The following is a 22461-nucleotide window of genomic DNA, read 5'->3' on the forward strand; positions in this document are numbered from 1 at the left end:
GGGCGCTAACATCAGGCCGGGTGGTTTGAAGTTAGCGCCGCCCGGCAAGATTTAAGTTAGTACCTTTGCACCAAGATAAGAGTATCGTTCGCGAGCATAGAATGGCGGAAGCAGCAACCAAACGGCTGAATCAGGCGGCCAAAGACCTGAACGTTGGGCTATCCACAATCGTGGATTTTCTGGCGGGAAAAGGGCATTCCATCGAAAACAAACCCACGACCAAGCTATCCTCGGAGCAAGTTGCTCTGCTGGAGAAGGCCTTCGCGTCGTCGGCACAGGATAAGATGGATGCTGCAAAAGTGAGTCAGGCCAAGCGCCAAAGCGAGATGGAAGCGGCGGCTGCCCAAGCGGCGGCGGCGCGTGCCGTTGAGGCCGCCAAGCCCGCGGCTCCGGCTCCCAAGCCTGCTGCTCCCGCTCCCGTGGCTGCTCCGCAAGCCGCTCCTCAGCCCGCTCCGGTTGCTGAGGCCCCCAAACCTGTCCCTGCCGAGGAGCCAGCCCGTGTGCCTGGCTTGAAGGTATTGGGCAAAATTGAGTTGGATGCCAAAGGCCGCCCCGTGCCGCCCAAACCAGCAACTCCGGCTCCAGCCCCCGCTGCTTCGCAACCTACCGCTCCGGTCCCAGAAGCTCCGAAAGCAGTAGAGACGCCCAAAGCTCCGGAAGCACCCAAAGCTCCTGTAACGCCCGTAGCCGAGCCTGCTCCTGCCGCGAAGGTTCCGGTAGAAGCCAAGGAAACTCCGCACCCGGAACCTGCTGCCGCGCCTGCTCCTGCCCCCGAGAAACCCCAGGCCGCTCCCGCCGCCCCAGCTCCGCAGGCGGCTGCTCCGGCTCCTAAGGCTGCGGAAGCAGTTGCGGCCGCAGCGCCCACTCCGGCCGCCGCTCCCGAAGCACCGGCTTCTCCCGAGGCTGCAACCGAGGAAGGCACCATCGTGGCCAAGGCTGACCAGCTGAAAGGCCTCACGGTACTCGGCAAAATTGAGCTACCCGTTGACTCCTCACGTCGTGGCGGAGGAGGACGGGGTGCCCGCCCCGTTGCCTCTTCCGATGTGCGTAAGAGCGGCCTCAATGCCAACGACAAGAAGAAGCGCCAGCGCATTCCTATGAGCGGCCCCGGCCAGCAAGGCGGACCAGCTACCGGTGGCCAAACCCAAGGGGCTGGTAACCGGCCCAGTGGCCCCGGCCAGCAAGGCGGCGGCAACCGGCCCGGCGGCCAGGGTGGTAACCGTCCTGGTGGTCCTGGCCAGCAGGGTGGTGGCAACCGTGACAACCGCGCTGGTGGCAACCGCCAGCCTGCGGTTCCGCTCACGCCCGAGCAGAACGACAAGCAGATTCAGGAGCAGATCAAGGCTACGCTGGCTAAGCTCAGCGGCGGCCGTGGTGGTCAGCAGCAGAATCGCGCCAAGTACCGCCGCGACAAGCGGAACATGGCGGCTGAAGACCGGGAAGCCCTGCGCGCCCAGAATGAGCTGGATGCTAAAACCCTCAAAGTAACCGAGTTTATTTCGGCCAACGACCTGGCGTCGTTCATGGATGTCTCGGTGAATGATGTGATTAAGGTGTGCCTGAATATGGGCATGTTCGTGTCCATCAACCAGCGCCTCGACGCCGAAGCCATTACGGTTATTGCCGACGAGTTTGGCTACGACGTGGAGTTCCTGAGCGCCGAGGAAGAGGATACCACCATTGAAATTGAAGACAACGAGGAAGATCTGCAGCCCCGTGCTCCCATCGTGACCATCATGGGTCACGTTGACCACGGCAAGACTTCCTTGCTTGACTATATCCGGAATGCCAGCGTGGCCAAAGGTGAAGCCGGCGGTATTACCCAGCACATCGGGGCCTACGACGTGATGACTAAATCGGGCAAGCGCGTAACCTTCCTCGATACGCCGGGTCACGAAGCGTTTACTGCTATGCGTGCCCGGGGTGCCAAGGTAACGGACATTGCCATTATTGTGGTAGCGGCCGACGACTCGGTGATGCCACAGACGAAGGAAGCCATCAACCACGCGCAAGCCGCTGGGGTGCCCATCGTAATTGCTCTTAACAAGATTGATAAGCCCGGTGCTAACCCCGATAAAGTGCGGGAAGAGCTGTCGGTAATCAACATTCTGGTGGAGGAATGGGGTGGTAAATACCAGAGCCAGGAAGTATCGGCCAAAACCGGCCTGGGCATTGACGATCTGCTGGAAAAGGTGCTGCTGGAAGCCGAGATTCTCGAGCTGACGGCCAACCCCGACCGCAACGCCATCGGTACCGTTATTGAAGCCTCGCTGGATAAAGGCCGCGGCTACGTAACGACTATTCTGGTGCAAACCGGTACCATGAACGTGGGTGATATTGTGCTGGCTGGTCCGCACTTCGGCCGCGTAAAAGCCATGACCGACCACCGCGGTAAGAAGATGAAGCAGGCTGGCCCGGCCACGCCGGTGCAGGTACTGGGTCTGACGGGTGCACCGCAGGCTGGTGATAAGATTCAGGTGATGGAGACGGAGCGTGAGGCCCGTGAACTGGCTACGCAGCGTCAGCAGCTGGCCCGTGAGCAGAGCATGCGCACCAAAAAGCACATCACTCTGGACGAAATTGGTCGTCGTCTGGCTATCGGTTCGTTCAAGGAGCTCAACGTCATCGTGAAAGGCGACGTGGATGGCTCGGTGGAAGCACTGGCCGACTCCCTGTTGAAACTGAGCACGCCGGAAGTGGCCGTGAACATCCTCAGCAAAGGCGTGGGTGCCATTTCGGAAACCGACGTATTGCTGGCTTCGGCTTCCGACGCCATCATCATCGGCTTCCAGGTGCGGCCCTCGCAGAGTGCCCGGAAACTGGCCGAGCAGGAGCAGATCGACATCCGCCTCTACTCAATTATCTACAACGCCATCAACGAGGTGAAAGATGCCATGGAAGGTATGCTGGCTCCTACGGTGAAGGAAGTGGTAGTAGCCAACGCCGAAATTCGTCAGGTATTCAATATCACCAAGGTGGGCACCATTGCCGGCTGTATGGTAACAGACGGTACCTTCACCCGCAAAACCAAAGTTCGCCTCGTGCGCAACGGTATTGTAGTGTACTCGGGCGAAATTCAGGACCTCAAGCGCTACAAAGACGACGTGTCGGAAGTACGCCAGGGTTACGAGTGCGGTATCTCGCTGAAGAACTTCAACGACCTCCAGGAGGGCGACAATATTGAAGGCTTCGAAGAGCAAGAAGTGAAACGGACGCTGTAACCGCTCCGTCGGCACCTATACGCAACAGGCCCCCAACTGCTAGCAGTTGGGGGCCTGTTGCGTATAGGTGCCGACGGCCGTATCGAGCTACTCTATCAAATGTTCATCCGGTACACTCATCCTGGCCGCTTGCGCATACATCCAAAATTACATATATTAGTATTACCCTGATTGTTAGCGTAGTAATCTACTGGTGTAGGGCAAGGCAAGATGATATGAGGGGAAGCAACAGGCATATACTAGGAACTGCGTCCTTCCACAAGCCCAGTATGCTAGTAGTTGCCTGCAGGATACACAGCGGATCAGGAAACTTTAGCGAAAGGTTTCGGCTGGATGTTGGCAATTATCAACCGCCCCCTGCCCGTAGCCTATTTCGGCGGGCTGCTTGACTCCACCATCACACTTGCCCACACAAGACGTATAAACACCATTTCTTCGGCCGCACTGAGGGCGAACGGTGGCCTCAGTACTGCTGAAGAAACAAAAAGCCCCGGAGCGTTGCGCCGGGGCTTTTTCATATCCACTGGAGGTAATTGACTGCTAGAAGAATAGGAAATGTCTTTTCTTTTTGTGGCTTAAGGGCTTGCCTTTCGGGTCCACGAAGCCGGCTTGGCGGGTTTGGCCGCGCTTCTGCTTGGCAGTACCAATGCGCTTATCCTTGAATTTGCGCACCGTGAAGCCACCGGCCCCCTTCTCATACTGCCGGGCCGGGCCGGAGGAGCGCCCAAAGCTGGTGTTGGCCGTATTTGCTCCGGAGCGGGCTTCCAGCACTTCCATCTGCTGGTCGCGCTTCACCTCGTCGGGGTTCATGCTCATGCGACGTTGCATACGGGCCATGTCCGTAGGGGCAGCTTTGCGCTTTTTGCGTGGGGCTTCCTCCGTGGAACGCCGGGGCTGACCCAGATTATCACCGGCAACCGTGCTTTGCGCCGTAGCAGCAGGGGCAATCAACAGGCCAGCGGCAACAGCCAGAACAGAGAGCAACTTGATCATAGAATGAAGAGGAAAACGAGCCGGTGCCAGAAAACAACCACTTCGGGATATTTGCGGCCAACGGACAGGGAGTAAAGTTAGTTCAAATCCCGTTAAAACTTGTAAGTCAGCCCGATACCTAAAGTTTCTTTGAATTGTACTCGGCGGCCCCGGTCGTCCGGAATACCGTCCTCGTTCCGGTCCAGGGGCACCCGAATATCGTCGTCGTAAACCAGCAGGGTGGTCACGCTGGCGCTTACGTATTTGTTTACTTTAAAGTCAATCAGATTTTCCCAGTTTACATCAATATTCTGGGGGTTGTGGAAGTAGTTGCTGAACAGTTCCAGCTTGGTATTGAAGGTGATGTTGGTGAAGAAGACGTGGCGGTAGCGGGCATTAAGGTAGGCTCCTAACTCTTCCCGCAGCCGCTCCCCGGTGCCGCGAAGTAGGAGGCCGGCCGTATCACGGCGGGCAGCCTGCACCCCAAATGAACCAGCATCGGCCAGCGCTTGGTTGCCTACCACCGTGAACTTACCAGTGGCCGGGGAGAGTAAGAGGGAGAAATCGGTGTTGGGCTTGTATTCGACGCCCAACGAAGCCAGAATATAGGCCGGGGCGAAAAACCGCGACAATAAGGAGTCAGGTTTCTCCAAGGCCTTGGTAGGCGTCAGTTGGGTTTTCAGGTTCACCTGCGCCGCGTAGGACAGTGTGGTGGTAAACTGCCGGGCGTAGCGGCCATTCAGCTCCAGGCGGTCATCGTTTTTGCGGAGGCGGCTTTTCCCGGCCTTCAACAAACCGTAGATCAAGTTGCCAGCCAAGTCAAAGGTGTGGTCGGGGCCGCGGTAGTGCAGGAAAAGGTTGCCACTGGAAAGCAACGACAGGGAGCTTTGCCCGCCGGGAGCCCAGTTGCGCAAACTTACCTGGCTGAAGTTGAGCGTGCCGGCCCCACCCCGTTGCCAGCCCCGGGCCGTATCTACCTCCGCTGATATTTTGTAGGCGGGCAAGGGCGCCGGGGGGCGGCGTGGGTCGTCGGCTTGGGCCTGGGCCGTGGCGGCACCCAGGCTCAGGCCGGTCAGCAGGACGGTTACTCGGCAGATCAATAGAGACAAGGACATCAGCAGGCAAAAAAATGACCGGCTTCTGCCCCTGGACAAGAGGCAAAAACCGGCCAAAACTACGGACAGATGCCGTTAATTGCGCGTACGCAGGGCATCCCGGATTTCCATCAGCAGCTGCTGGTCTTTGGTGGGGCCCAGGTCGGCTACCGGTATTACTTCTTGCGGCCGCTTGAAACGGTTAGCTAGCTTTACCAGCCAGAATATGGCAAAGGCCATGAGCATGAAGGTAATAACGGCATTCAGAAATAGGCCATAATTGATGGTAGCAGCACCCGCTTTTTTGGCCTCTTCCAAGGTTTTGTACGCGGAACCGTCCAGGGCGAAAAACCAATCCTTGAAGTCCAGTCCTCCAGTGAGCAAGGTTAAAATGGGCATCAACACGTCATCCGTTAGCGACTTGACAATGTTGCCAAAAGCCCCCCCGATGATAACGCCGACGGCCAAATCGAGCACATTGCCCTTGGAAATAAACTCCTTGAATTCGGAAACGAAGCTCATGTTTTAGAAGTATTTGAAGGTGAAACGAATAGAAACCTACGGCTAAATATAGAAATTTCTGTATCCAGCGCCAGGATTTAGCTACCGGTGGCAAATTTGGTAACATAGCCGGCCCGCTACGGGCTGTTTTCGCTCAACTGAAGCGGCTACCCGTTGAGTGCCTTTCCTGTGCGCCGGGCCAGGCAGCGGCGCAGTTTCCAGTATCTTTACTGCCAATAACTCCTCCCCACCCTACTTTCTGCATGGCTACCTTCTCCAACATCCTGTATCAGCCCGAACCCGAAACTGGTATTCTGACCATTACCGTCAACCGCCCCGACAAGCTGAACGCGCTGAATGCGGCTACTATTCAGGAGATTCGGGTGGCGGTGGAGCAGGCCCAGAGCGACCCAACGGTGCGCGGTATTATCCTGACGGGCAGCGGGGAGAAGTCGTTTGTAGCGGGGGCTGATATTGCCGAGCTGACGCAGCTGGATGAAGCCGCCGCCCGCCGCGTGGCCGAAGCGGGGCAGGTGGCGTTCCGCCTGATTGAGGAAAGCCGCAAGCCGGTTATTGCCGCCGTTAACGGGTTTGCCCTGGGCGGAGGCTGTGAGCTGGCCATGGCCTGCCACATGCGCATTGCCGCTGATAACGCCCGGTTCGGCCAGCCAGAGGTAAACCTGGGCCTGATTCCGGGCTACGGTGGTACCCAACGCCTTACCCAGCTTATTGGCAAAGGCAAAGCCCTCGAACTGCTGCTGACGGCCGATATGCTAAAGGCTGATGAGGCGTTGCGCCTGGGCCTGGCCAACCACGTAGTACCCCAGGCCGAGCTACTGACTTTCACGCGCCAGCTGCTCACGCGCATTCTTACCAAGGCTCCTATTGCCGTGGGCCTGTGCATTGACGCCGTGAATGCCTACTTCGATAAGCAGCGCGACGGTTATCAGGTTGAGGCCGAGGCTTTCGGCCAATGCTTTGGGTCGGAGGATTTTCAAGAGGGCACTTCGGCCTTCCTGGAAAAGCGCCCGGCCGCATTTCAGGGCAAATAAAACTAAGAGTGGCCGGCGGGTAAGGGAAGCCGATTTGTGGCTTTGCAGCCGTCGGCTTTTCTGTATCAAGTCCTGCTGGTTTTATTTCCTTGGGTTCACTTTCTAATTTGACGGAGAATAGATGAGTATAGCCAAGCGGCTGGCTTCGCAAACGGCCATTTATGGCGTGAGCAGCATTCTGGGGCGCGTGCTCACGTTTCTGCTGGTGCGGGTGTACACCGGGCGGTTTGCAGCGGCCGAGTACGGTATTGTGACGGGGCTTTACGCCTACGTGTCGTTTCTGAATGTGCTGTTCACCTACGGCATGGAAACCACCTATTTCCGCTTTGCCAACCGCCCTGGCACCGACCGGCGTGAGTTGTATGACCGGGTGATGACGCTGCTGCTCATTTCCAGTGTGCTGCTGACCATACTACTGGCCTTGCTAGCCCGCCCGCTGATGAGCCTGCTAAACCTCCCTCCCGGCCACGAGCGGTACGCCATCTGGATAGCGGCTATTCTCGGGCTGGATGCGGTGGCGGCCATTCCGTTTGCCCGACTTCGGCTGGAAAACAAAGCCCGCAAATTTGCGGGCATCCGACTGGCCAATATTGGACTGAACATCGGGCTGAACCTGTTTTTCATTGTACTCTGCCCCGATGTGCTGGCTGGCAAGTATCTGCCCGCACTGCAGCCGCTGGTGGCCCGCGTGTACGACCCCACCGTGGGAGTAGGCTACGTGTTTATATCCAACCTGGCTGCTTCCGCCTTTACGCTGCTGCTACTGGGTAAGGAGTTACTGGATTTCCGGCCGCGCCTGAGCCTGGAGCCCCTACGGCCTTTGCTGAAGTACGCTTACCCGATTATGCTGATGGGTTTGGCCGGAATGGTAAACGAAACCCTGGATCGAATTCTGCTGCCCCGCTGGTTGCCCGAGGGCTTTTACCCAGGCCAGAGCAACCTGGCTGCCGTGGGTGTGTACGGGGCTTGCTACAAGCTTAGTATTCTGATGAGCCTCGTAATTCAGGCCTTCCGGTACGCAGCCGAGCCCTTCTTCTTTGCTCAAAGCACGGAGCAGAATTCCCCCCGTACGTTTGCCTTGGTTCTCAAATGGTTTACCCTGTGCTGTGCCATGCTGTTTGTGGGCGTAAGCGTGAACGTGGACCTGGTAGCTCAGATATTTCTGGGACGGGCCGAGTACCGGCAGGGGCTAAGTGTGGTACCGGTTCTGCTGCTGGCCAACCTGTTCCTGGGCGTGTACTGGAACCTCTCGGTGTGGTTTAAGCTCACCGACAAAACGTACTACGGCACCTACCTGGGCTTTGCCGGCGCTGTCCTCACCATTGTCCTCAACTTTCTGCTGATTCCGGTGCTGGGCTATATGGGCTCGGCCATTGCCACGCTGGCCTGCTACTTTATGATGGCGGCCCTATGTTGGTGGCTGGGGGAGCGGCACTACCCGGTGCCCTACCCCGTAGCCCGGCTGCTAAGCTGGCTGGCCGTAGCCGTAGCCGTGGTGACCGTCAGTTGGTGGGTGCCGGTGGCCGATGCTTGGGCCCGCTACGGTTTCCACGCGCTACTCACCCTGGGCTTTGTGGGGCTGGTAGCTGCCGTGGAGGGGCGCCGCCTGCGTAGTATTTAGGTGCGTTATAACTACTGCGGAGACCGTAAAAAACGCTAGATTGGGCCGTTTTCGGCGGGCACTCCTCCCAAAATTTTCCATATTTTCCTCTGAATCCGGCAAGTAATTCGTCCCTTCGGGGGCAGCAGTGGCCTCGGCCTTGCTGGCAACTGCCTGACTTTCTTTTCTTCATGCAGATTCCCGTTATCAACCAGAGCAAGCACCCGCTGCCGGAATACCAAACGGCCCACGCAGCCGGCCTCGACGTGCGCGCCAACCTCCCGCAGCCGATTACGTTGAAGCCCCTGCAACGCGCCCTCATTCCCACGGGCTTATTCCTGGAAATTCCGGTTGGCTACGAAGTGCAGGTTCGCCCCCGTAGCGGCCTGGCCTACAAGCACGGCATTGGCATCGTCAACAGTCCCGGCACCATTGATGCCGACTACCGCGGCGAACTGCAAGTGCTGCTCGTGAATCTGTCGGACCAGGAGTTTGTGGTGCAGGATGGGGAGCGAGTTGCGCAGCTAATAGTAGCCCGCCACGAAACCATTACCTGGCAGCCCACCGAAACACTCAGCGAAACCCAGCGTGGCACCGGTGGCTACGGCAGCACCGGGGTGCGTTAATGCACGAGCCGGCTGCTAACGGCCACTTTTACGTTCTTTCCCTTGGCTTCAGCAGCTGATCCGCCCTCTGGCTTTTTCACTCAACTTTCACTCTCCACTTACTCGTTTATGAAGATTATCGTCCCGATGGCAGGCATGGGCAAGCGCATGCGCCCCCACACGCTCACCGTTCCTAAACCCCTGATTCCTATTGCCGGCAAACCCATTGTACGCCGCCTGGTAGAGGATATTGCCAAGGTATGCGGCGAACCGGTGGAGGAAGTTGCCTTCATCATCGGGCGCTTTGGCAGCGAAGTGGAGAAAAGCCTGATCAATATTGCCGAGTCAGTAGGAGCCAAGGGCACTATACACTACCAAGATGAGCCCCTGGGCACGGCCCATGCTATTCTGTGTGCGCAGTCGGCCCTGGACGGCCCGGCCGTGGTAGCCTTTGCCGATACCCTGTTCAAGGCTGATTTCGTGCTGGATTCTTCAGCGGAAGGTACCATCTGGGTGCAGCGCGTAGACGACCCCAAGCCCTTCGGCGTGGTAAAACTCGACGAGCAGGGCCAGATTACCGACTTCGCGGAGAAGCCCCAGGAGTTTGTATCGGACCTGGCCATTATCGGCATCTACTACTTCAAGGACGGTGAATACCTCAAGCGGGAGCTGCAATACCTGCTCGATAACGACATCAAGGACAAAGGCGAGTATCAGCTCACCAACGCCCTGGAAAACATGAAAAACAAGGGTACTAAGTTTGTGCCCGGCCGCGTAACCGAGTGGCTCGACTGCGGCAACAAGGACGCCACCGTTTTCACCAACCAGCGCTACCTGGAATACCTGCAGGAGCGCGGCGAAACGCTGGTGGCCGAATCCGCGAAGGTGACCAACTCCGTACTGATTCCACCGGTGTACGTGGGCGAAGGCGTGGTTATCACCGATTCGGTGGTGGGCCCGCACGTATCCCTGGGCGACCATACCAACGTGCGCCACTCTGTCGTTACCAACTCCATTGTGCAACAGTCGGCCTCTATTCTGCACGCTAATATCACCAACTCCATGGTGGGCAGCCACGCCACCGTAGCCAGCCAGCCCAACGATTTGAGCGTGGGCGACTACAACAACCTGCGCGTGTGATATTTTTGCGGCGCCTGACGTTTTAGTAGCGCGGACCTTTGTGGGCTAACAGCGTGTTGGGGTTGGGTTACCTGTTTCCAATTCGCGGGCCACTAGGGTCCGCGCTACCGTTTTCAATGAGCCGATTTCGCGTCTTCTTTCTGCTGTTGCTGGGCCTGTTGCTGGCTGGGCCCGGCTATGCCCAGCAACAACCGGCCACGCCAACTCCCAAAGCTGAGCCGACGAAACCTCGCAAGCTGAGCCGCAAGGAGCGCAAAGAGCTGGCCCGCCGCGCCGCATTGGACGCCGCTTCCCGCCAGCGCGTGAACTTGTCGGAGAAAGACCGGGAGCTGAGCGAATCCTTTTTCGTGGATGGCGTACGGTTTCTGCTACTGGAGGATTACAACAAAGCCTTGGAGCGGCTGCTGAAGGCCTACGCCCTCAACCCCACCAACGCGGCCATCAACTACAAGATTGCCGAAACCAACCTGCTGAGCGGCAACCTCAGGGATGCCACCAACTTTGCGCTGGCCGCCGTAAAACTGGACCCGCAGAACGCCTATTATTACTTACTGCTGGCCCAGGTGTATAGCTCCCAGAAGCAGTATGAGGAAGCCATCCAGACGTACACCACCCTTATCAAGGTTGTTCCCAACTCGGGCCCCTACCTGTTTAACCTAGCCGATTTGTACATGGCTCAGGGAAAGCTGAACGAGGCCCTGGCGACGTTTGAGCAGGCCGAGCAGAAGTTTGGCCCCCTGGATGAGGTATCGTTTAAGAAGCAGCAGATTTATCTCAAGCAGAACAACCTCGATAAGGCTCTGCAGGAAGGGGAGGCCTTAATTACGGCTAACCCCGATGAGGTGCGCTACGTGCTGGCCCAGGCCCAGATGTACGCTACCAACAACCGCCTACCCGATGCCATTCGAGTAGCGGAGCAGGCCCTGAAGCAGGACCCCGATAACCCCCGGGCCCACATGATTCTGGCTGATGTGTACCGGCAACAGAAAAACAGCCAGGAATCGGAGCGGCAGTTGAAGCTGGCCTTTGAGAGTCCATCCCTGGATATCGACAATAAGGTTCGGATTCTAGTAGATTTTATTAAGCAGCTGCCTAATCCAGACCTCAACCAGACGGCCCAGGAGCTGGCGGCCATTACCACCCGAGTACACCCCAAGGAGGCCAAAGCCTTTTCCATAGCCGGCGACATCCAGACTGTGAGCGGCAACCGTTCCGCCGCCCGCAGCAACTACCTCAAGGCCATTCGCCTGGACAACTCCCGCTACCAGATCTGGCAGCAAGTGGTGCTCATTGATGCGGAACTTTCGCAGGTGGATTCCTTGCTGCTGCACACCAACCAGGCCCTGGAGTTGTTCCCGAACCAAGCCCCGCTGTGGTTTTACAACGGTGTGGGCTACCAGCTCAACAAGCAGCCCACCAAGGCCGTCAAGTCCTTGGAATACGGCCGCAAGCTGGCTACCGACAACCCCGAACTGCTGGCGCAGTTTGACACCCAACTGGGTGACACCTACCACGAACTCAAGGATTATCCGAAGTCGGATGCGGCCTATGAGGCGGCGCTGACGTTTGATGCCAACAACGCGCAGGCGCTCAACAATTACAGCTACTACCTTTCTTTGCGGGGCGAAAAGCTGGAACGGGCCAAGGAAATGGCGGGCAAGCTGGTGAAACAGAACCCCGAAAACGACACGTACCTCGATACCTACGGCTGGGTTCTGTACCGGCTCAAGGATTATACCGGGGCCCGGCAACAGCTCGAAAAGGCCCTTAAAACTACTACCGATGCCACCGTGGTGGAACACTACGGCGACGTGCTGTTCCGCCTGGGCGAGGTTGATAAGGCCCTAGCTGAATGGCAACGAGCCAAGAAACTTGGCGGAGCTTCCTCGCTTATCGACCGGAAGATCAAAGACAAAAAACTGTATGAGTAACCGCCATGTGCTGGTGCTGCTGAGCGCCCTGATGCTGCTGGGCAGCTGTACCCGCAACCTGCTTCCCGGCAGAAAACCAGTTGTCACCGTACCCATGCCCGAGGCCGTACGGGCCGCCAATGTAGATTTTCGGTTTCTGGCCGCCAAAGGCAAGGCCCAGTTCGGCGACCAGAGCGGCAACATCAACGTGCGCATCCGCAAGGACAGCGTTATCTGGATTTCGGCCTCGCTGATTGGCATTGAGGGCGGCCGCATCTACATCACCCGCGACTCGGTGCAGGTGCTCGACAAGCTGCACAAGGAATACTACTCCGGCGACTTCGCCTACCTAAGCCAGCGGTTGAATGTGCCCGTCAATTTTGATGTGATACAGGCCCTGCTGCTAGGCAACTACCTGGCCCCGCTGACGGCATCGGTGCAGCCCACAGTTACCACCGAAGGGCCCGTGCAGCGTGTGAACTATGAGCAGGCAGGCTCTTTAGTGCAGCAACTCATCAACCTGGAGGGCGGCCGAATCCAGCAGCTGCAGGTGCAAACGCCCGCCAATCAGAACAAGCTCACGGTAGAATACTCCGATTTCCGGGCTCTGGAGCGCAACCCGCAACAGTTTGCGCATAACACGCTGGTGCAGGTGCAGCAAGGGCAAACGGCCCCTACCACCGTTACGCTTACCTACCGCTCAGTAGATGTGGACAAGGAGCGGCTGCAATTCCCGTTCTCGGTTCCGAAAGGCTATGCGCGGAAAAAGTAACGGCTGGGGGCTGGCTGTAGGCGTACTCCTGCTGCTTTCAGCAGAGCCGGCGTGGGCGCAGCGCAAAACCAAGGCCCAGCTGCTCCGCGAACGGCAGGCTACGCTGCGGCGCGTGCAGGAAACCAGCCGTATTCTGGCCCAAACGCAGCAGCAGAAGCAGGCTTCCGTGGGCCAGCTGAACGCGCTGAAGGAAAAGCTGACGGTGCAGCAGGGCGTTATTAAGAACATCAGCAGTGAGCTGCGCTACATTGAAACCGATGTACGCCAGACGGAAAGCCAGGTACAGCAAACCCGCCAGAACTTGGACCAGCTGAAGGCCGAGTACGCCCGCCTGATTTATGCCGGCTCCAAAACAGCTAACGGCTACAACCGGCTCATGTTCTTGTTTGCCTCGGAGTCGTTCAACCAGTTTATGCTGCGCCTGCGCTACATTCGTCAGTACACGGAAGTGCGCCAGGCCCAGGCGGCCCAAATCACCCACACTCAGCAGCGCCTCAGCACCCAGCTCCTGGGCCTGAAGGAGAAACAAGAGCAGAAAGGCAGCCTGCTGAGCAACCAGATTTCTGAGAAGAAAAACCTGCTTACGCTCAAAACCCAGCAGGATGAAGTTGTTGTGAAGCTCACGCAGCAGGAGGAAACCCTACGCAAGGAGTTAGCCGCCCGCCAGCAGGCCATTGGCCGCCTTGATAACCTGATTGCTCTGCGGGTGCGGGAGGAAATTGCCCGGGCGGCCCGGGCAGCGGCACGGAAAGCCGCGGCGGCCAACGCGGCCCGCTCCTCCACGGCAGCCTCTGCCGCCCGCAGCCCGGCCGCAACTTCCCGCACCAGCCCCACAGCCGAAGCGGAAGCGGCGGCCGTATCGGCGGCGGAGCGGGTAGACCGGGTAACGCTCACGCCCGAAACGGCGGAGCTGGCCGCCTCCTTCCACGACAATCGGGGGCAGCTGCCCTGGCCGGTAGGGCGGGGCTTTATCAGCCAGCGGTTTGGCCGCCACAACCACCCAGTGCTCAAAAACGTGGTGGTAGAAAACCGGGGCGTTGATATCCAGACCAGTGCTGGGGAGGCTGTACGAGCCGTATTCAGTGGCAAGGTGCTAACCGTGGCCAGCGTACCCGGCATGAACACCATTGTAATGGTGCAGCACGGCGACTACTTCACGGTGTATGCCAAACTGCGGAGCGTGAGCGTAAGCGAAGGTCAAACCGTGCAGGCTCGCCAGCCCATCGGCACAGTATCTACCGATGCAGAGGGCACCTCAGAAGTACAGTTTCAGGTGTGGCACAATAGCTCCAATCTGAACCCGGAAAACTGGCTGGGCCGTAAATAGGATACGCGACGCAGGCTCGCGAAGAGGGCATAAAAAAACACCGCACAAAGCACGGTGTCTTTCTGAGCTATGAAAACAAACTTAGCTACCGAAATCCCTCCCCTAAAAGCAGAGCGCACCAAGTGGTGCGCCGGGGCTTTCAGGGTTAATCCCCGATAACTGCTCGAAAGATACGGGAGCTACTAGCAGCTGATCATCCAAATTCGCCGAATCGGTTTTTTCGCTCGGTGAATAATTGAAATCCGGATGCCGCTGGTGCGCATTGCCCTAGATGAGGTTTAGCCGCCCCAAGAGGGCCGATTTGTAAGAATTGCCGATGGGCACGGGAAGCAGGCTGTTTCCCTGATCCGGGTTGCGGCCCGCTTCCACAATCAGTGCGTCGCTTTCGATGGAGATGATTCGGTCAAGGCGCACAATGTATTTGCGGTGTACGCGAGCAAATTCCCGGGCCGGCAGCTTGGCTTCCAGTTCCTTCATGGTGCTGTACACCGTGTACCGCTCCCGCCCCGAGTAAATGTTCACGTAGTCGCCCAAAGCTTCAACGTAGCGGATATCCGTAGTCTGAACGCGGAGCAGTTTATGATCCTGCTTGATGAATATCTCGTTGTGCCCTCCGTTGAGGTACAGCGTTTCGGCTTTGTCGTTAGCCATTCGCAATAGTCCTTCCAACTTATTTTTCTCTTCCTGCAATTGAATGTGCGCGCGCCGCAATTCTAGGTGTGCTACTACTTCCCGGGCCAAAATCCGCAAAGCCTCCCGTTGAGCCGCATTCAGGCGGCGAGGCACCCGGTCAATAGCGCAAATGGTACCTATTGCCTGGCCATCGGGGGTGAGCAGGGGGAAACCCGCATAAAAGCGAATGTTCGGGTCGCCGGTTACCATAGGATTGTCTTGGAACAACGGGTCGGCGTGGGCATCTTCCACCTCAAACAGCACATCTGATTGAATGGTATGCTGACAGAAAGCCAGTTCCCGAGGAGTGCTTACCACATCTGGCAAACCGGTTTTGGCTTTAAACCATTGCCGCTCCTCATCCAGCAAAGACACCAGCGAAATAGGCGTTTCACAGATAAACGCAGCCAGCCGAACCAGGTCATCAAAGCCCGATTCGGGGGAGGTATCCATGATCTGATACCGCTGCAGTGCTTCCAGTCGGGCAGCTTCATTCGCTCGGCGGGCGGCCGGTTTCGTGCGAGAAGAAGCGGTAAGCTGTTTTGGCGACATTTAGTAAAGCGTGAGTATACTTTTTACCGGAAGCCGGCAGTACTACACCCCGAAATAGGGTATTAATCAGGATATCTTGCTTGTGACCCCGCCGAATAAGTACATTTGCCCGCCTAATAGTGGAGTTTTCTAGGTCGGCTTTTCCGGGCCAAATGAGTTCCGGATGAAGACCCCGTTATCAGTCAGATGTAGGCCGCCAGATGAATTGTGAAGGGAACTGATTTTGAAATTATGCGGTACCTTTATCAATCCTTGTTCGCACGAAGCTGCGTATAAGTAGCTTTGCCACTCCAAACTTGCCCGGTCAGGGCCTTCTCTCATGCTAACAACCATCTTGTTGCTGTCGATATCCCCCCGCACGGTGATATTCGTCGCCATTGTTATAATTCTGCTTTTTGGCGCCAAGCGCATTCCGGAATTGTTCCGTGGCGTAGGGCAGGGGGTGCGCGAATTCAAAAGCGCAACCAAAGAGGAAAGCCCCGAATTCCGGGACCGTCCGGTCGCGAATAACCCTACTCCCCCTACCACTGACCCTAACGCCCCCCGCGTTTAATTTCCTGTAGCCATGCACACTCCTTTGTTTTTGTTTTTGGAAGGTATCGGCGGCGGTGAGCTGATGGTCATCGTGCTGTTCATCCTGATTTTCTTTGGGGCCAATAAAATTCCGGAGCTAGCCCGCGGCCTAGGAAAAGGCATTCGGGAGTTCAAAGATGCTTCCCGGGAAATCCGCAGCGAGATTGAAAACTCCGGTGCTCCGCAGCAGCCTTACCAGCAGCAGTTCCAGCAGCAACCTTATCAGCAGCCCGCTTACCAGGCGCCCGTTGCCGATGCTCCGGCTGCTATGCCCGTTGCCCCGCCCATGGATGGTGGCATTACTCCTCCGGTAACGCCCACACCCGCCGAGCGCCCCCGCCCCGACCAGTTGAACTAAATCCTTTTCGTCTTGAGACGTTTTAACTCCCTCACGGAAGTTCGCCACGAGCTGGCGGCAGGCACCACGTCCTGCCGCCAGCTCGTCGAGTATTATCTGGATAACATCCACCACAAGCAGCACCTCAACGCGTTTCTGGAAGTATGGCCCGACGAGGCCCGCGTCCAGGCCGAGGCCGTAGATGCCAAGCTGGCCGCCGGTACGGCTGGCAAGCTGGCCGGTATGGTTATCGGGCTGAAAGATGTGCTGGCCTATGAAGGCCACGCCCTGCAAAGCAGCAGCCACATCCTCGACGGGTTTAAGTCCCTGTTTACCGGCACGGCCGTGCAGCGTCTGCTGGATGAGGATGCCATTGTGATTGGCCGCCAGAACTGCGACGAGTTTGCCATGGGGGCATCCAACGAAACGTCTTACTTCGGCCCTGCCCGCAATGAGCTGGACACTGAGCGGGTTCCCGGGGGCTCTTCCGGGGGCTCGGCTGTGGCCGTGCAGGCAGATATGTGCCTGGCTTCCATTGGCTCCGATACGGGCGGCTCGGTGCGCCAGCCGGCTGCGTTTTGCGGCATCGTGGGCTTTAAGCCCACGTATTCGCGCATTTCGCGCTACGGCCTGATTGCCTACGCCTCCTCCTTCGACCAGATTGGTACGCTAACCCGCTCGGTGGAGGATGCCGCGCTGCTGCTGGAAGTAATGGCCGGCGCCGACAGTTTCGACAGCACCGTGAGCCAGCGGGAAGTACCCGCGTACAGCCAGCAGCTTACGCCCGCTCCTCACTACCGCATCGGCTACATCCGGGACTGCCTGGAGCGGCCAGGTCTGAACTCTGAAATCAAGGCGGCTACTGAGCAGGCGCTGGAGCAGATGCGCGGGCAGGGCCATGTGGTAGAGGCCGTGGACTTCCCCTACCTCGATTTCATTGTACCCACGTACTACATCCTGACCACCGCCGAAGCCAGCTCCAACCTGAGCCGCTACGACGGAGTGAAGTTTGGGTACCGGGCCCCGGACGCTACTGACCTGGAGTCGCTCTACAAAAAAACCCGGGCCCAGGGCTTTGGGCCGGAGGTGCAGCGGCGCATCATGCTGGGTACCTTTGTGCTCAGTGCCAGCTACTACGATGCGTACTATACCAAGGCGCAAAAAGTGCGGCGTCTCATCAAGGAGAAAACTGACGAGCTGCTGCGCGAGTACGATTTCCTGGTGCTGCCCACTACGCCTACTACGGCTTTCCGCATCGGCGACGTGAACAAGGATACGCTGGCTATGTACCTGGCTGACATCTTCACGGTACAGGCTTCCTTGGCTGGGGTGCCGGCTATTTCAGTTCCGAACGGGGCCGATTCGCAGGGCTTACCCATTGGTTTGCAGATTTTGAGCGGTGCCTTCCGCGAGGAGCATCTGCTGGCATTTGCCAACGCAGTGACCGAAACCCTGGCTACGGCTGAGGCTTAATCAGGCGCAGCGCTACGTACTTACCAACTGCCTGACGGGCTTCTACTGAACGATTCTGGTGAATTGTTCGTAGGGCCTGCCAGGCAGTTGGCTGGTAATGGCGCTGGCTTTTCCGGGATTCTGCGTTATTTTTGAAAACACGCTGGGTTGATGCTCAGCGTTTTGTGTCTCCGGCTGCTGGCCCGATTGATAGTAGATGATGATAAAGTCGTTGCTGCGTGCTGCCCTTCCTATCCTGCTCACTTCGACCCTGGTCCGTCCGGCGGTGGCGCAAGTGCGGCCCGGGCTGCCGCCTGCTCCGCAGCCGGCCGTGCCCAATGACTCAGTGCAAGTAAACCTGGAGTTACTGCCCGATTCGCTGGCCACGGCTCCGGCCTCCATCGACTCATCCAAACTAGTATGGCTGCGTACTCCGCCCGAGCTGCGCGACCTGGTAGGGGACCGGATTGGGTGCTTCGAGACGGCCATGCCGCACGCGTTCAACAACCACGTAATGGCCTTTGTACGGCTGTTTACGGAGCGGCAGCGGGGCTACACCCAGCGGGTGCTGGAACGGGAAAACCTCTACTTCCCGCTGTTTGAGAAATATCTGGCCAAGTACAACCTCCCCGCCGACCTGAAATACCTGGCCGTGGTAGAGTCGGCCTTGATTCCGACGGCCAAGTCGCGGGTGGGGGCTACGGGCCTCTGGCAGTTTATGGGGCCCACCGCCAACGACTTGCGCCTGCGCCGCGACGACTGGGTGGATGAGCGCATGAACCCGGAAAAAGCCACGGAGGCCGCCTGCAAGCACCTGCGCTACCTCTACGGCGTATTTCACGACTGGGAAATGGTGCTGGCCGCCTACAACTGGGGCGCGGGCAACATGCAGCGGGTAGTGCGGCGCACCGGCAAGAAAACCTACTGGGAAGTACACCCCAATCTGCCCGCTGAAACCCGCAACTACGTGCCCACCTTCACGGCCATCATGTACGCCATGAAGTACGCCAAGGAGCACCAGTTGCACTCCCCTACCCTGCGCTACCAGTACGCTGAGGCCATGGATACCCTGAACTTAGGGGGCCGGCCTTTCGACCTGACACGCCTGGCCCGGGCTTGCGGCTACACCGACTCCATGGCGCTGGCCCGCCTGAACCCGGAGTTGCGCAAACCCTGGCTACCGGCCGGTTACCGGCCCTACGTCGTACAGTTTCCGGCTGCTACCCGCCCTACCCTGGCGGCCGTAGACCGGGAAACGCTGTTTGACTATTGTCGCCCCCTGGCCGAACTGCCGGCTATGCTTCCGTTGCGCTCCGTGGTGCTGAATGGGGTAGAGCCCTTCCCCACGCGCGACAAGGCCGTGGCGGCTACCACCTTCACTAGTGCGCAGCCGCGCTACCGCCGCCTGCGCCATACCGTAAAGCGGGGTGAAACGGTAGCTTCCGTGGCCGAGCAATACACTGTAAGTACCGCTCAGGTGCGCCGGTGGAATGAGCTGGGCCGCAGCAACTCTCTCGCCTCGCGCAAGCAGCTGGTAGTATTTGTACCTCTAGCCGCTCAGGATGGTGCGCCCGCGCCGGTTGCATCAACCACCGTAGCAGTTGCCCGGACAAAACCTTCCGGCACTATTCGCCAACCCAAGCCCACCCCAGAGCCCGAAGCGGAAGACACCACTGCTGAACCTGCTTTTAAGCAGCCTACAGTACATAAAACCGCCAGTAGCCGGCCAGTACGCAGACCGGCACCCGAAGCTCCGGCGGCAGACGATTCGGTACCAAGCACGTACGTAGTGCGGTCGGGCGACTTCCTTGAGAAAGTAGCCCGCACCCACGGCCTCACTATTGCCCAGCTCAAAGCTTGGAATAACCTGAAGGGTGAAACGGTGCAGCCCGGGCAAAAGCTTAACCTCAAAGCTATGAACGAGGCAACTGCGGAACTGGCTAGTGCCACCCGGGAGGTTGCCGCCCAACGCCCGGCTGCCCATCCGGTTTCCAAGTCGAAATCCACGCTGCCACCGCCCCAAATGCATTTGGTGCAGCCCGGCGATACGCTTTACAACATTTCACGCCGCTACCAGGGACTCACCGTAGAAAAGCTGCGGGAGTTGAACAACCTAGAGTCTGATGAGGTAAAGCCAGGTCAGAAACTCATTGTGAGAAGCTAACTACCTGTTTATTTCGCCTTTACTAGCCCCGAACCAAACTCTGGTTCGGGGCTTTTTTCTATCCGGGCGGCGGGGTGTACCTTTGACGCGGGTTGATTTTGCCCCATCTTGCTTCCTTGCTCTTCTGCTGGAAGCCTACCCACCGCCTTTGCTTATGCTGAAAATAAACAAACAGGATGCCCTCAACTACCACTCGCAGAGCCCTGCCGGCAAAATTGAGGTAATTCCCACCAAGCCCGTTAGTACGCAGCTGGATTTAGCCCTGGCCTACTCTCCGGGCGTGGCCGAGCCCTGCAAAGCCATTGCCGCCAACCAGGAGGATGTATATAAATACACGGCGAAGGGCAACCTGGTGGGCGTCATCAGCAACGGTACGGCCGTATTGGGCCTGGGCAACATTGGCCCCGACGCTTCCAAGCCCGTGATGGAAGGGAAAGGTGTACTGTTCAAGAAGTTTGCCGGCATCGACTGCTTCGATATTGAAATTGACGCCACCGACCCCGACGAGTTTATCCGCATCGTGAAGAGCTTGGAGCCCACGTTCGGCGGTATCAACCTCGAAGACATCAAGGCCCCCGAGTGCTTCCGCATCGAAACGGCCCTGCGTGAGCAGATGAATATTCCGCTGATGCACGACGACCAGCACGGCACGGCCATTATTTCCTCGGCCGCCCTCCTGAATGGGCTGGAAGTGGTGGGCAAGAAGATAGAGGAAATCCGGATGGTGGTAAGCGGCGCGGGAGCCGCGGCCATCAGCTGCCTGCGCCTGTACGTGGCCCTGGGCCTACGCATCGAAAACATTGTGGTGTTCGATAAGGACGGCATCATCACGCCCCAGCGCACCGATCTGGCCGACCTGCAGCTGCAGTTTGCCACTACCCGCCCCATCAGCACCCTGGCTGAGGCCATGGACGGGGCCGATGTGTTCCTGGGGCTTTCGGCGGCTAACGTGCTACCGGCCGAGCTGCTGCTGAAGATGGCCCAGGACCCCATCGTGTTTGCCCTGGCCAACCCCGATCCGGAAATTGCCTACGAGGTGGCCATGGCCACGCGTCCCGACATCATCATGGCCACTGGCCGCTCCGACCACCCCAACCAGGTGAACAACGTGCTGGGCTTCCCCTACATTTTCCGGGGGGCGCTGGACGTGCGGGCTACCGAAATCAACGAGGCCATGAAGCTGGCCGCCGTGAAGGCCCTGTCGGACTTGGCCAAGGATGCCGTGCCCGAAATGGTGAACAAGGCCTACGGTGACAATACCCTGAGCTTCGGACGCACCTACCTGATTCCCAAGCCCCTGGACCCGCGCCTGATTACGGCCGTGAGTCCGGCCGTAGCCAAAGCGGCTATGGATAGCGGCGTGGCCCGCATCCACATCGACGACTGGTTTGCCTACGAGGACGAGCTGCGTGCCCGCCTGGGCGTAAACCAGAAGCTGATGAACCGCATCACGCAGGCGGCCCGTAGCAACCCCAAGCGCGTGGTATTCGCCGAGGGCGACACCTACAAAATCCTCAAAGCCGCCCAGATCCTGCACGATGAGGGCATTGCCAAGCCCATTCTGCTGGGCAACCGGGAGAAAATTGCCCGCATTGCCCAGGAGAATTCCCTGGACCTGGAAGGCTGTCAGATCATCGATATTCTGCACGAGGAGGCCAAGCGCGAGGAGTTTGCCAACCTGTTTTATGAGAAGCGGCAGCGCCGGGGCATTACGCTCTACGAAGGTCGCCGTTTGCTGCGGGAGCGGAACTACTTCGGCTCGATGATGCTGGAAACCGGCGAGGCCGACGCCTTCATCACCGGCCTGAGCAAGGATTATGGCAAGAGCATTGTGCCTTCGTTGCAGGTGATAGGCGTGGCCGAGGGCGTGAAGCGCGTGGCGTCCATGTATATCATCCAGCACAAGAAAGGCCCGTTCTTCTTCGCCGATACCACCGTGAACATCGACCCCACGGCCGAGGAGATGGTGGAAATTATCGGCCTCTCGGCCCGGGCGGTAAAATTCTTTGATGCCGAGCCCCGGGTGGCCGTTATCAGCTACTCCAACTTCGGCTCCAACCCCGGCGAGCTGCCCGACAAGGCCCGCCGCGCCACCGAGCTGGCCAAAGCCCGCTTCCCCGAGCTGATTCTGGACGGGGAAATGCAGGCCAACACCGCCCTCAACCCCGATTTGCTGCGCGAGCAGTACCCCTTCTCGGAGCTGGCTGCCCACGGCGGAGCCAACACGCTCATCTTCCCGAACGTGATTAGCGGCAACATTGCCTACAAAGTCATTCAGGAAATTGGCGGCGCCGAGGCCATCGGGCCCATCCTGATGGGCATGCGCAAGCCGGTGCATATTCTGCAGCTGGGCGCGTCGGTGCGCGAAATCGTGAACATGGCCGCCATTGCCGTGGTGGACGCCCAGCAGCCCGACGGCAAGGGCCTGTAGTCTGCCCACATACTTTTTTTCATCCTCAGCGCCAGAGTTGCTCCGTGCAGTTCTGGCGCTGTTGCGTGCAGGCCAGGAGGCAAGGT

General features: G+C 58.4%; 17 protein-coding genes. 13 read left to right on the top strand and 4 right to left on the bottom strand.

Annotated features, from left to right (window positions below; translation table 11 throughout):
* Positions 1-101 precede the first annotated feature (101 nt).
* Positions 102-3221 carry a translation initiation factor IF-2 gene (infB, locus tag ROI90_RS03815; protein WP_315997002.1) on the top strand — a complete coding sequence of 1040 codons (3120 nt, stop codon included), beginning with the start codon at positions 102-104 and terminating at the stop codon, positions 3219-3221.
* Between the two features lie 540 nt (positions 3222-3761).
* On the opposite strand, the gene ROI90_RS03820 is transcribed toward infB, so the two are convergent.
* From ROI90_RS03820 to mscL, 3 genes are all read right to left on the bottom strand, one after another.
* Complete coding sequence (locus ROI90_RS03820; protein WP_315997003.1) at positions 3762-4214, bottom strand: hypothetical protein; 453 nt, start codon at positions 4212-4214, stop codon at positions 3762-3764.
* A gap of 92 nt (positions 4215-4306) precedes the next feature.
* Positions 4307-5308, bottom strand: coding sequence for a DUF3078 domain-containing protein (locus ROI90_RS03825; RefSeq protein WP_315997004.1), 1002 nt, complete (start codon positions 5306-5308; stop codon positions 4307-4309).
* 75 nt (positions 5309-5383) lie between these two features.
* Positions 5384-5809, bottom strand: a complete 426-nt coding sequence (gene mscL, locus ROI90_RS03830; RefSeq protein ID WP_315997005.1) for a large conductance mechanosensitive channel protein MscL — start codon at positions 5807-5809, stop codon at positions 5384-5386.
* A 242-nt stretch (positions 5810-6051) separates the two neighbouring features.
* On the opposite strand from mscL, the gene ROI90_RS03835 reads away from it, so the two are divergent.
* The 7 genes from ROI90_RS03835 (at position 6052) to ROI90_RS03865 (ending at position 14194) form a co-directional block, all read left to right on the top strand.
* Positions 6052-6840 carry an enoyl-CoA hydratase/isomerase family protein gene (locus ROI90_RS03835; protein ID WP_315997006.1) on the top strand — a complete coding sequence of 263 codons (789 nt, stop codon included), beginning with the start codon at positions 6052-6054 and terminating at the stop codon, positions 6838-6840.
* A gap of 121 nt (positions 6841-6961) precedes the next feature.
* Positions 6962-8461: a lipopolysaccharide biosynthesis protein gene (locus tag ROI90_RS03840; protein ID WP_315997007.1), complete on the top strand. Its 1500-nt coding sequence runs from the start codon at positions 6962-6964 to the stop codon at positions 8459-8461.
* A 170-nt stretch (positions 8462-8631) separates the two neighbouring features.
* Positions 8632-9066, top strand: a complete 435-nt coding sequence (gene dut / locus ROI90_RS03845; protein ID WP_315997008.1) for a dUTP diphosphatase — start codon at positions 8632-8634, stop codon at positions 9064-9066.
* Between the two features lie 108 nt (positions 9067-9174).
* Positions 9175-10185 (top strand): sugar phosphate nucleotidyltransferase, encoded by a 1011-nt coding sequence (locus ROI90_RS03850; protein ID WP_315997009.1) that lies wholly within the window; start codon positions 9175-9177, stop codon positions 10183-10185.
* Between the two features lie 116 nt (positions 10186-10301).
* Positions 10302-12116, top strand: coding sequence for a tetratricopeptide repeat protein (locus ROI90_RS03855; RefSeq protein ID WP_315997010.1), 1815 nt, complete (start codon positions 10302-10304; stop codon positions 12114-12116).
* Entirely contained in the window at positions 12109-12867 is a 759-nt protein-coding gene (locus tag ROI90_RS03860) for a DUF4292 domain-containing protein (RefSeq protein ID WP_315997011.1), read from the top strand. Before ROI90_RS03855 ends, ROI90_RS03860 begins: the two co-directional genes overlap by 8 nt.
* Positions 12851-14194: a murein hydrolase activator EnvC family protein gene (locus ROI90_RS03865; protein WP_315997012.1), complete on the top strand. Its 1344-nt coding sequence runs from the start codon at positions 12851-12853 to the stop codon at positions 14192-14194. Before ROI90_RS03860 ends, ROI90_RS03865 begins: the two co-directional genes overlap by 17 nt.
* Positions 14195-14461: 267 nt before the next feature.
* Here the strand turns inward: ROI90_RS03865 and ROI90_RS03870 are convergent, their stop codons facing one another.
* On the bottom strand, positions 14462-15418 hold the full coding sequence (locus ROI90_RS03870) for a GAF domain-containing DNA-binding protein (protein WP_315997013.1): 957 nt from the start codon (positions 15416-15418) through the stop codon (positions 14462-14464).
* A gap of 319 nt (positions 15419-15737) precedes the next feature.
* Here ROI90_RS03870 and ROI90_RS03875 point away from each other — a divergent pair, with 319 nt between their 5' ends.
* From ROI90_RS03875 to ROI90_RS03895, 5 genes are all read left to right on the top strand, one after another.
* Positions 15738-15971: a Sec-independent protein translocase subunit TatA/TatB gene (locus ROI90_RS03875; protein ID WP_315997014.1), complete on the top strand. Its 234-nt coding sequence runs from the start codon at positions 15738-15740 to the stop codon at positions 15969-15971.
* Between the two features lie 12 nt (positions 15972-15983).
* The gene (locus ROI90_RS03880; RefSeq protein ID WP_315997015.1) at positions 15984-16349 is read left to right on the top strand and encodes a Sec-independent protein translocase subunit TatA/TatB; all 366 of its coding nucleotides are present in this window, start codon (positions 15984-15986) and stop codon (positions 16347-16349) included.
* A gap of 12 nt (positions 16350-16361) precedes the next feature.
* Positions 16362-17801: an Asp-tRNA(Asn)/Glu-tRNA(Gln) amidotransferase subunit GatA gene (gatA, locus tag ROI90_RS03885; protein ID WP_315997016.1), complete on the top strand. Its 1440-nt coding sequence runs from the start codon at positions 16362-16364 to the stop codon at positions 17799-17801.
* Between the two features lie 196 nt (positions 17802-17997).
* Entirely contained in the window at positions 17998-19944 is a 1947-nt protein-coding gene (locus ROI90_RS03890) for a LysM peptidoglycan-binding domain-containing protein (RefSeq protein WP_315997017.1), read from the top strand.
* Positions 19945-20098: 154 nt separating this feature from the next.
* Positions 20099-22375 (top strand): NADP-dependent malic enzyme, encoded by a 2277-nt coding sequence (locus ROI90_RS03895; RefSeq protein WP_315997018.1) that lies wholly within the window; start codon positions 20099-20101, stop codon positions 22373-22375.
* The last annotated feature ends 86 nt before the right edge of the window (positions 22376-22461 follow it).

The organism is Hymenobacter endophyticus (assembly GCF_032464715.1).
Taxonomy (GTDB): Bacteria; Bacteroidota; Bacteroidia; order Cytophagales; family Hymenobacteraceae; genus Hymenobacter; species Hymenobacter endophyticus.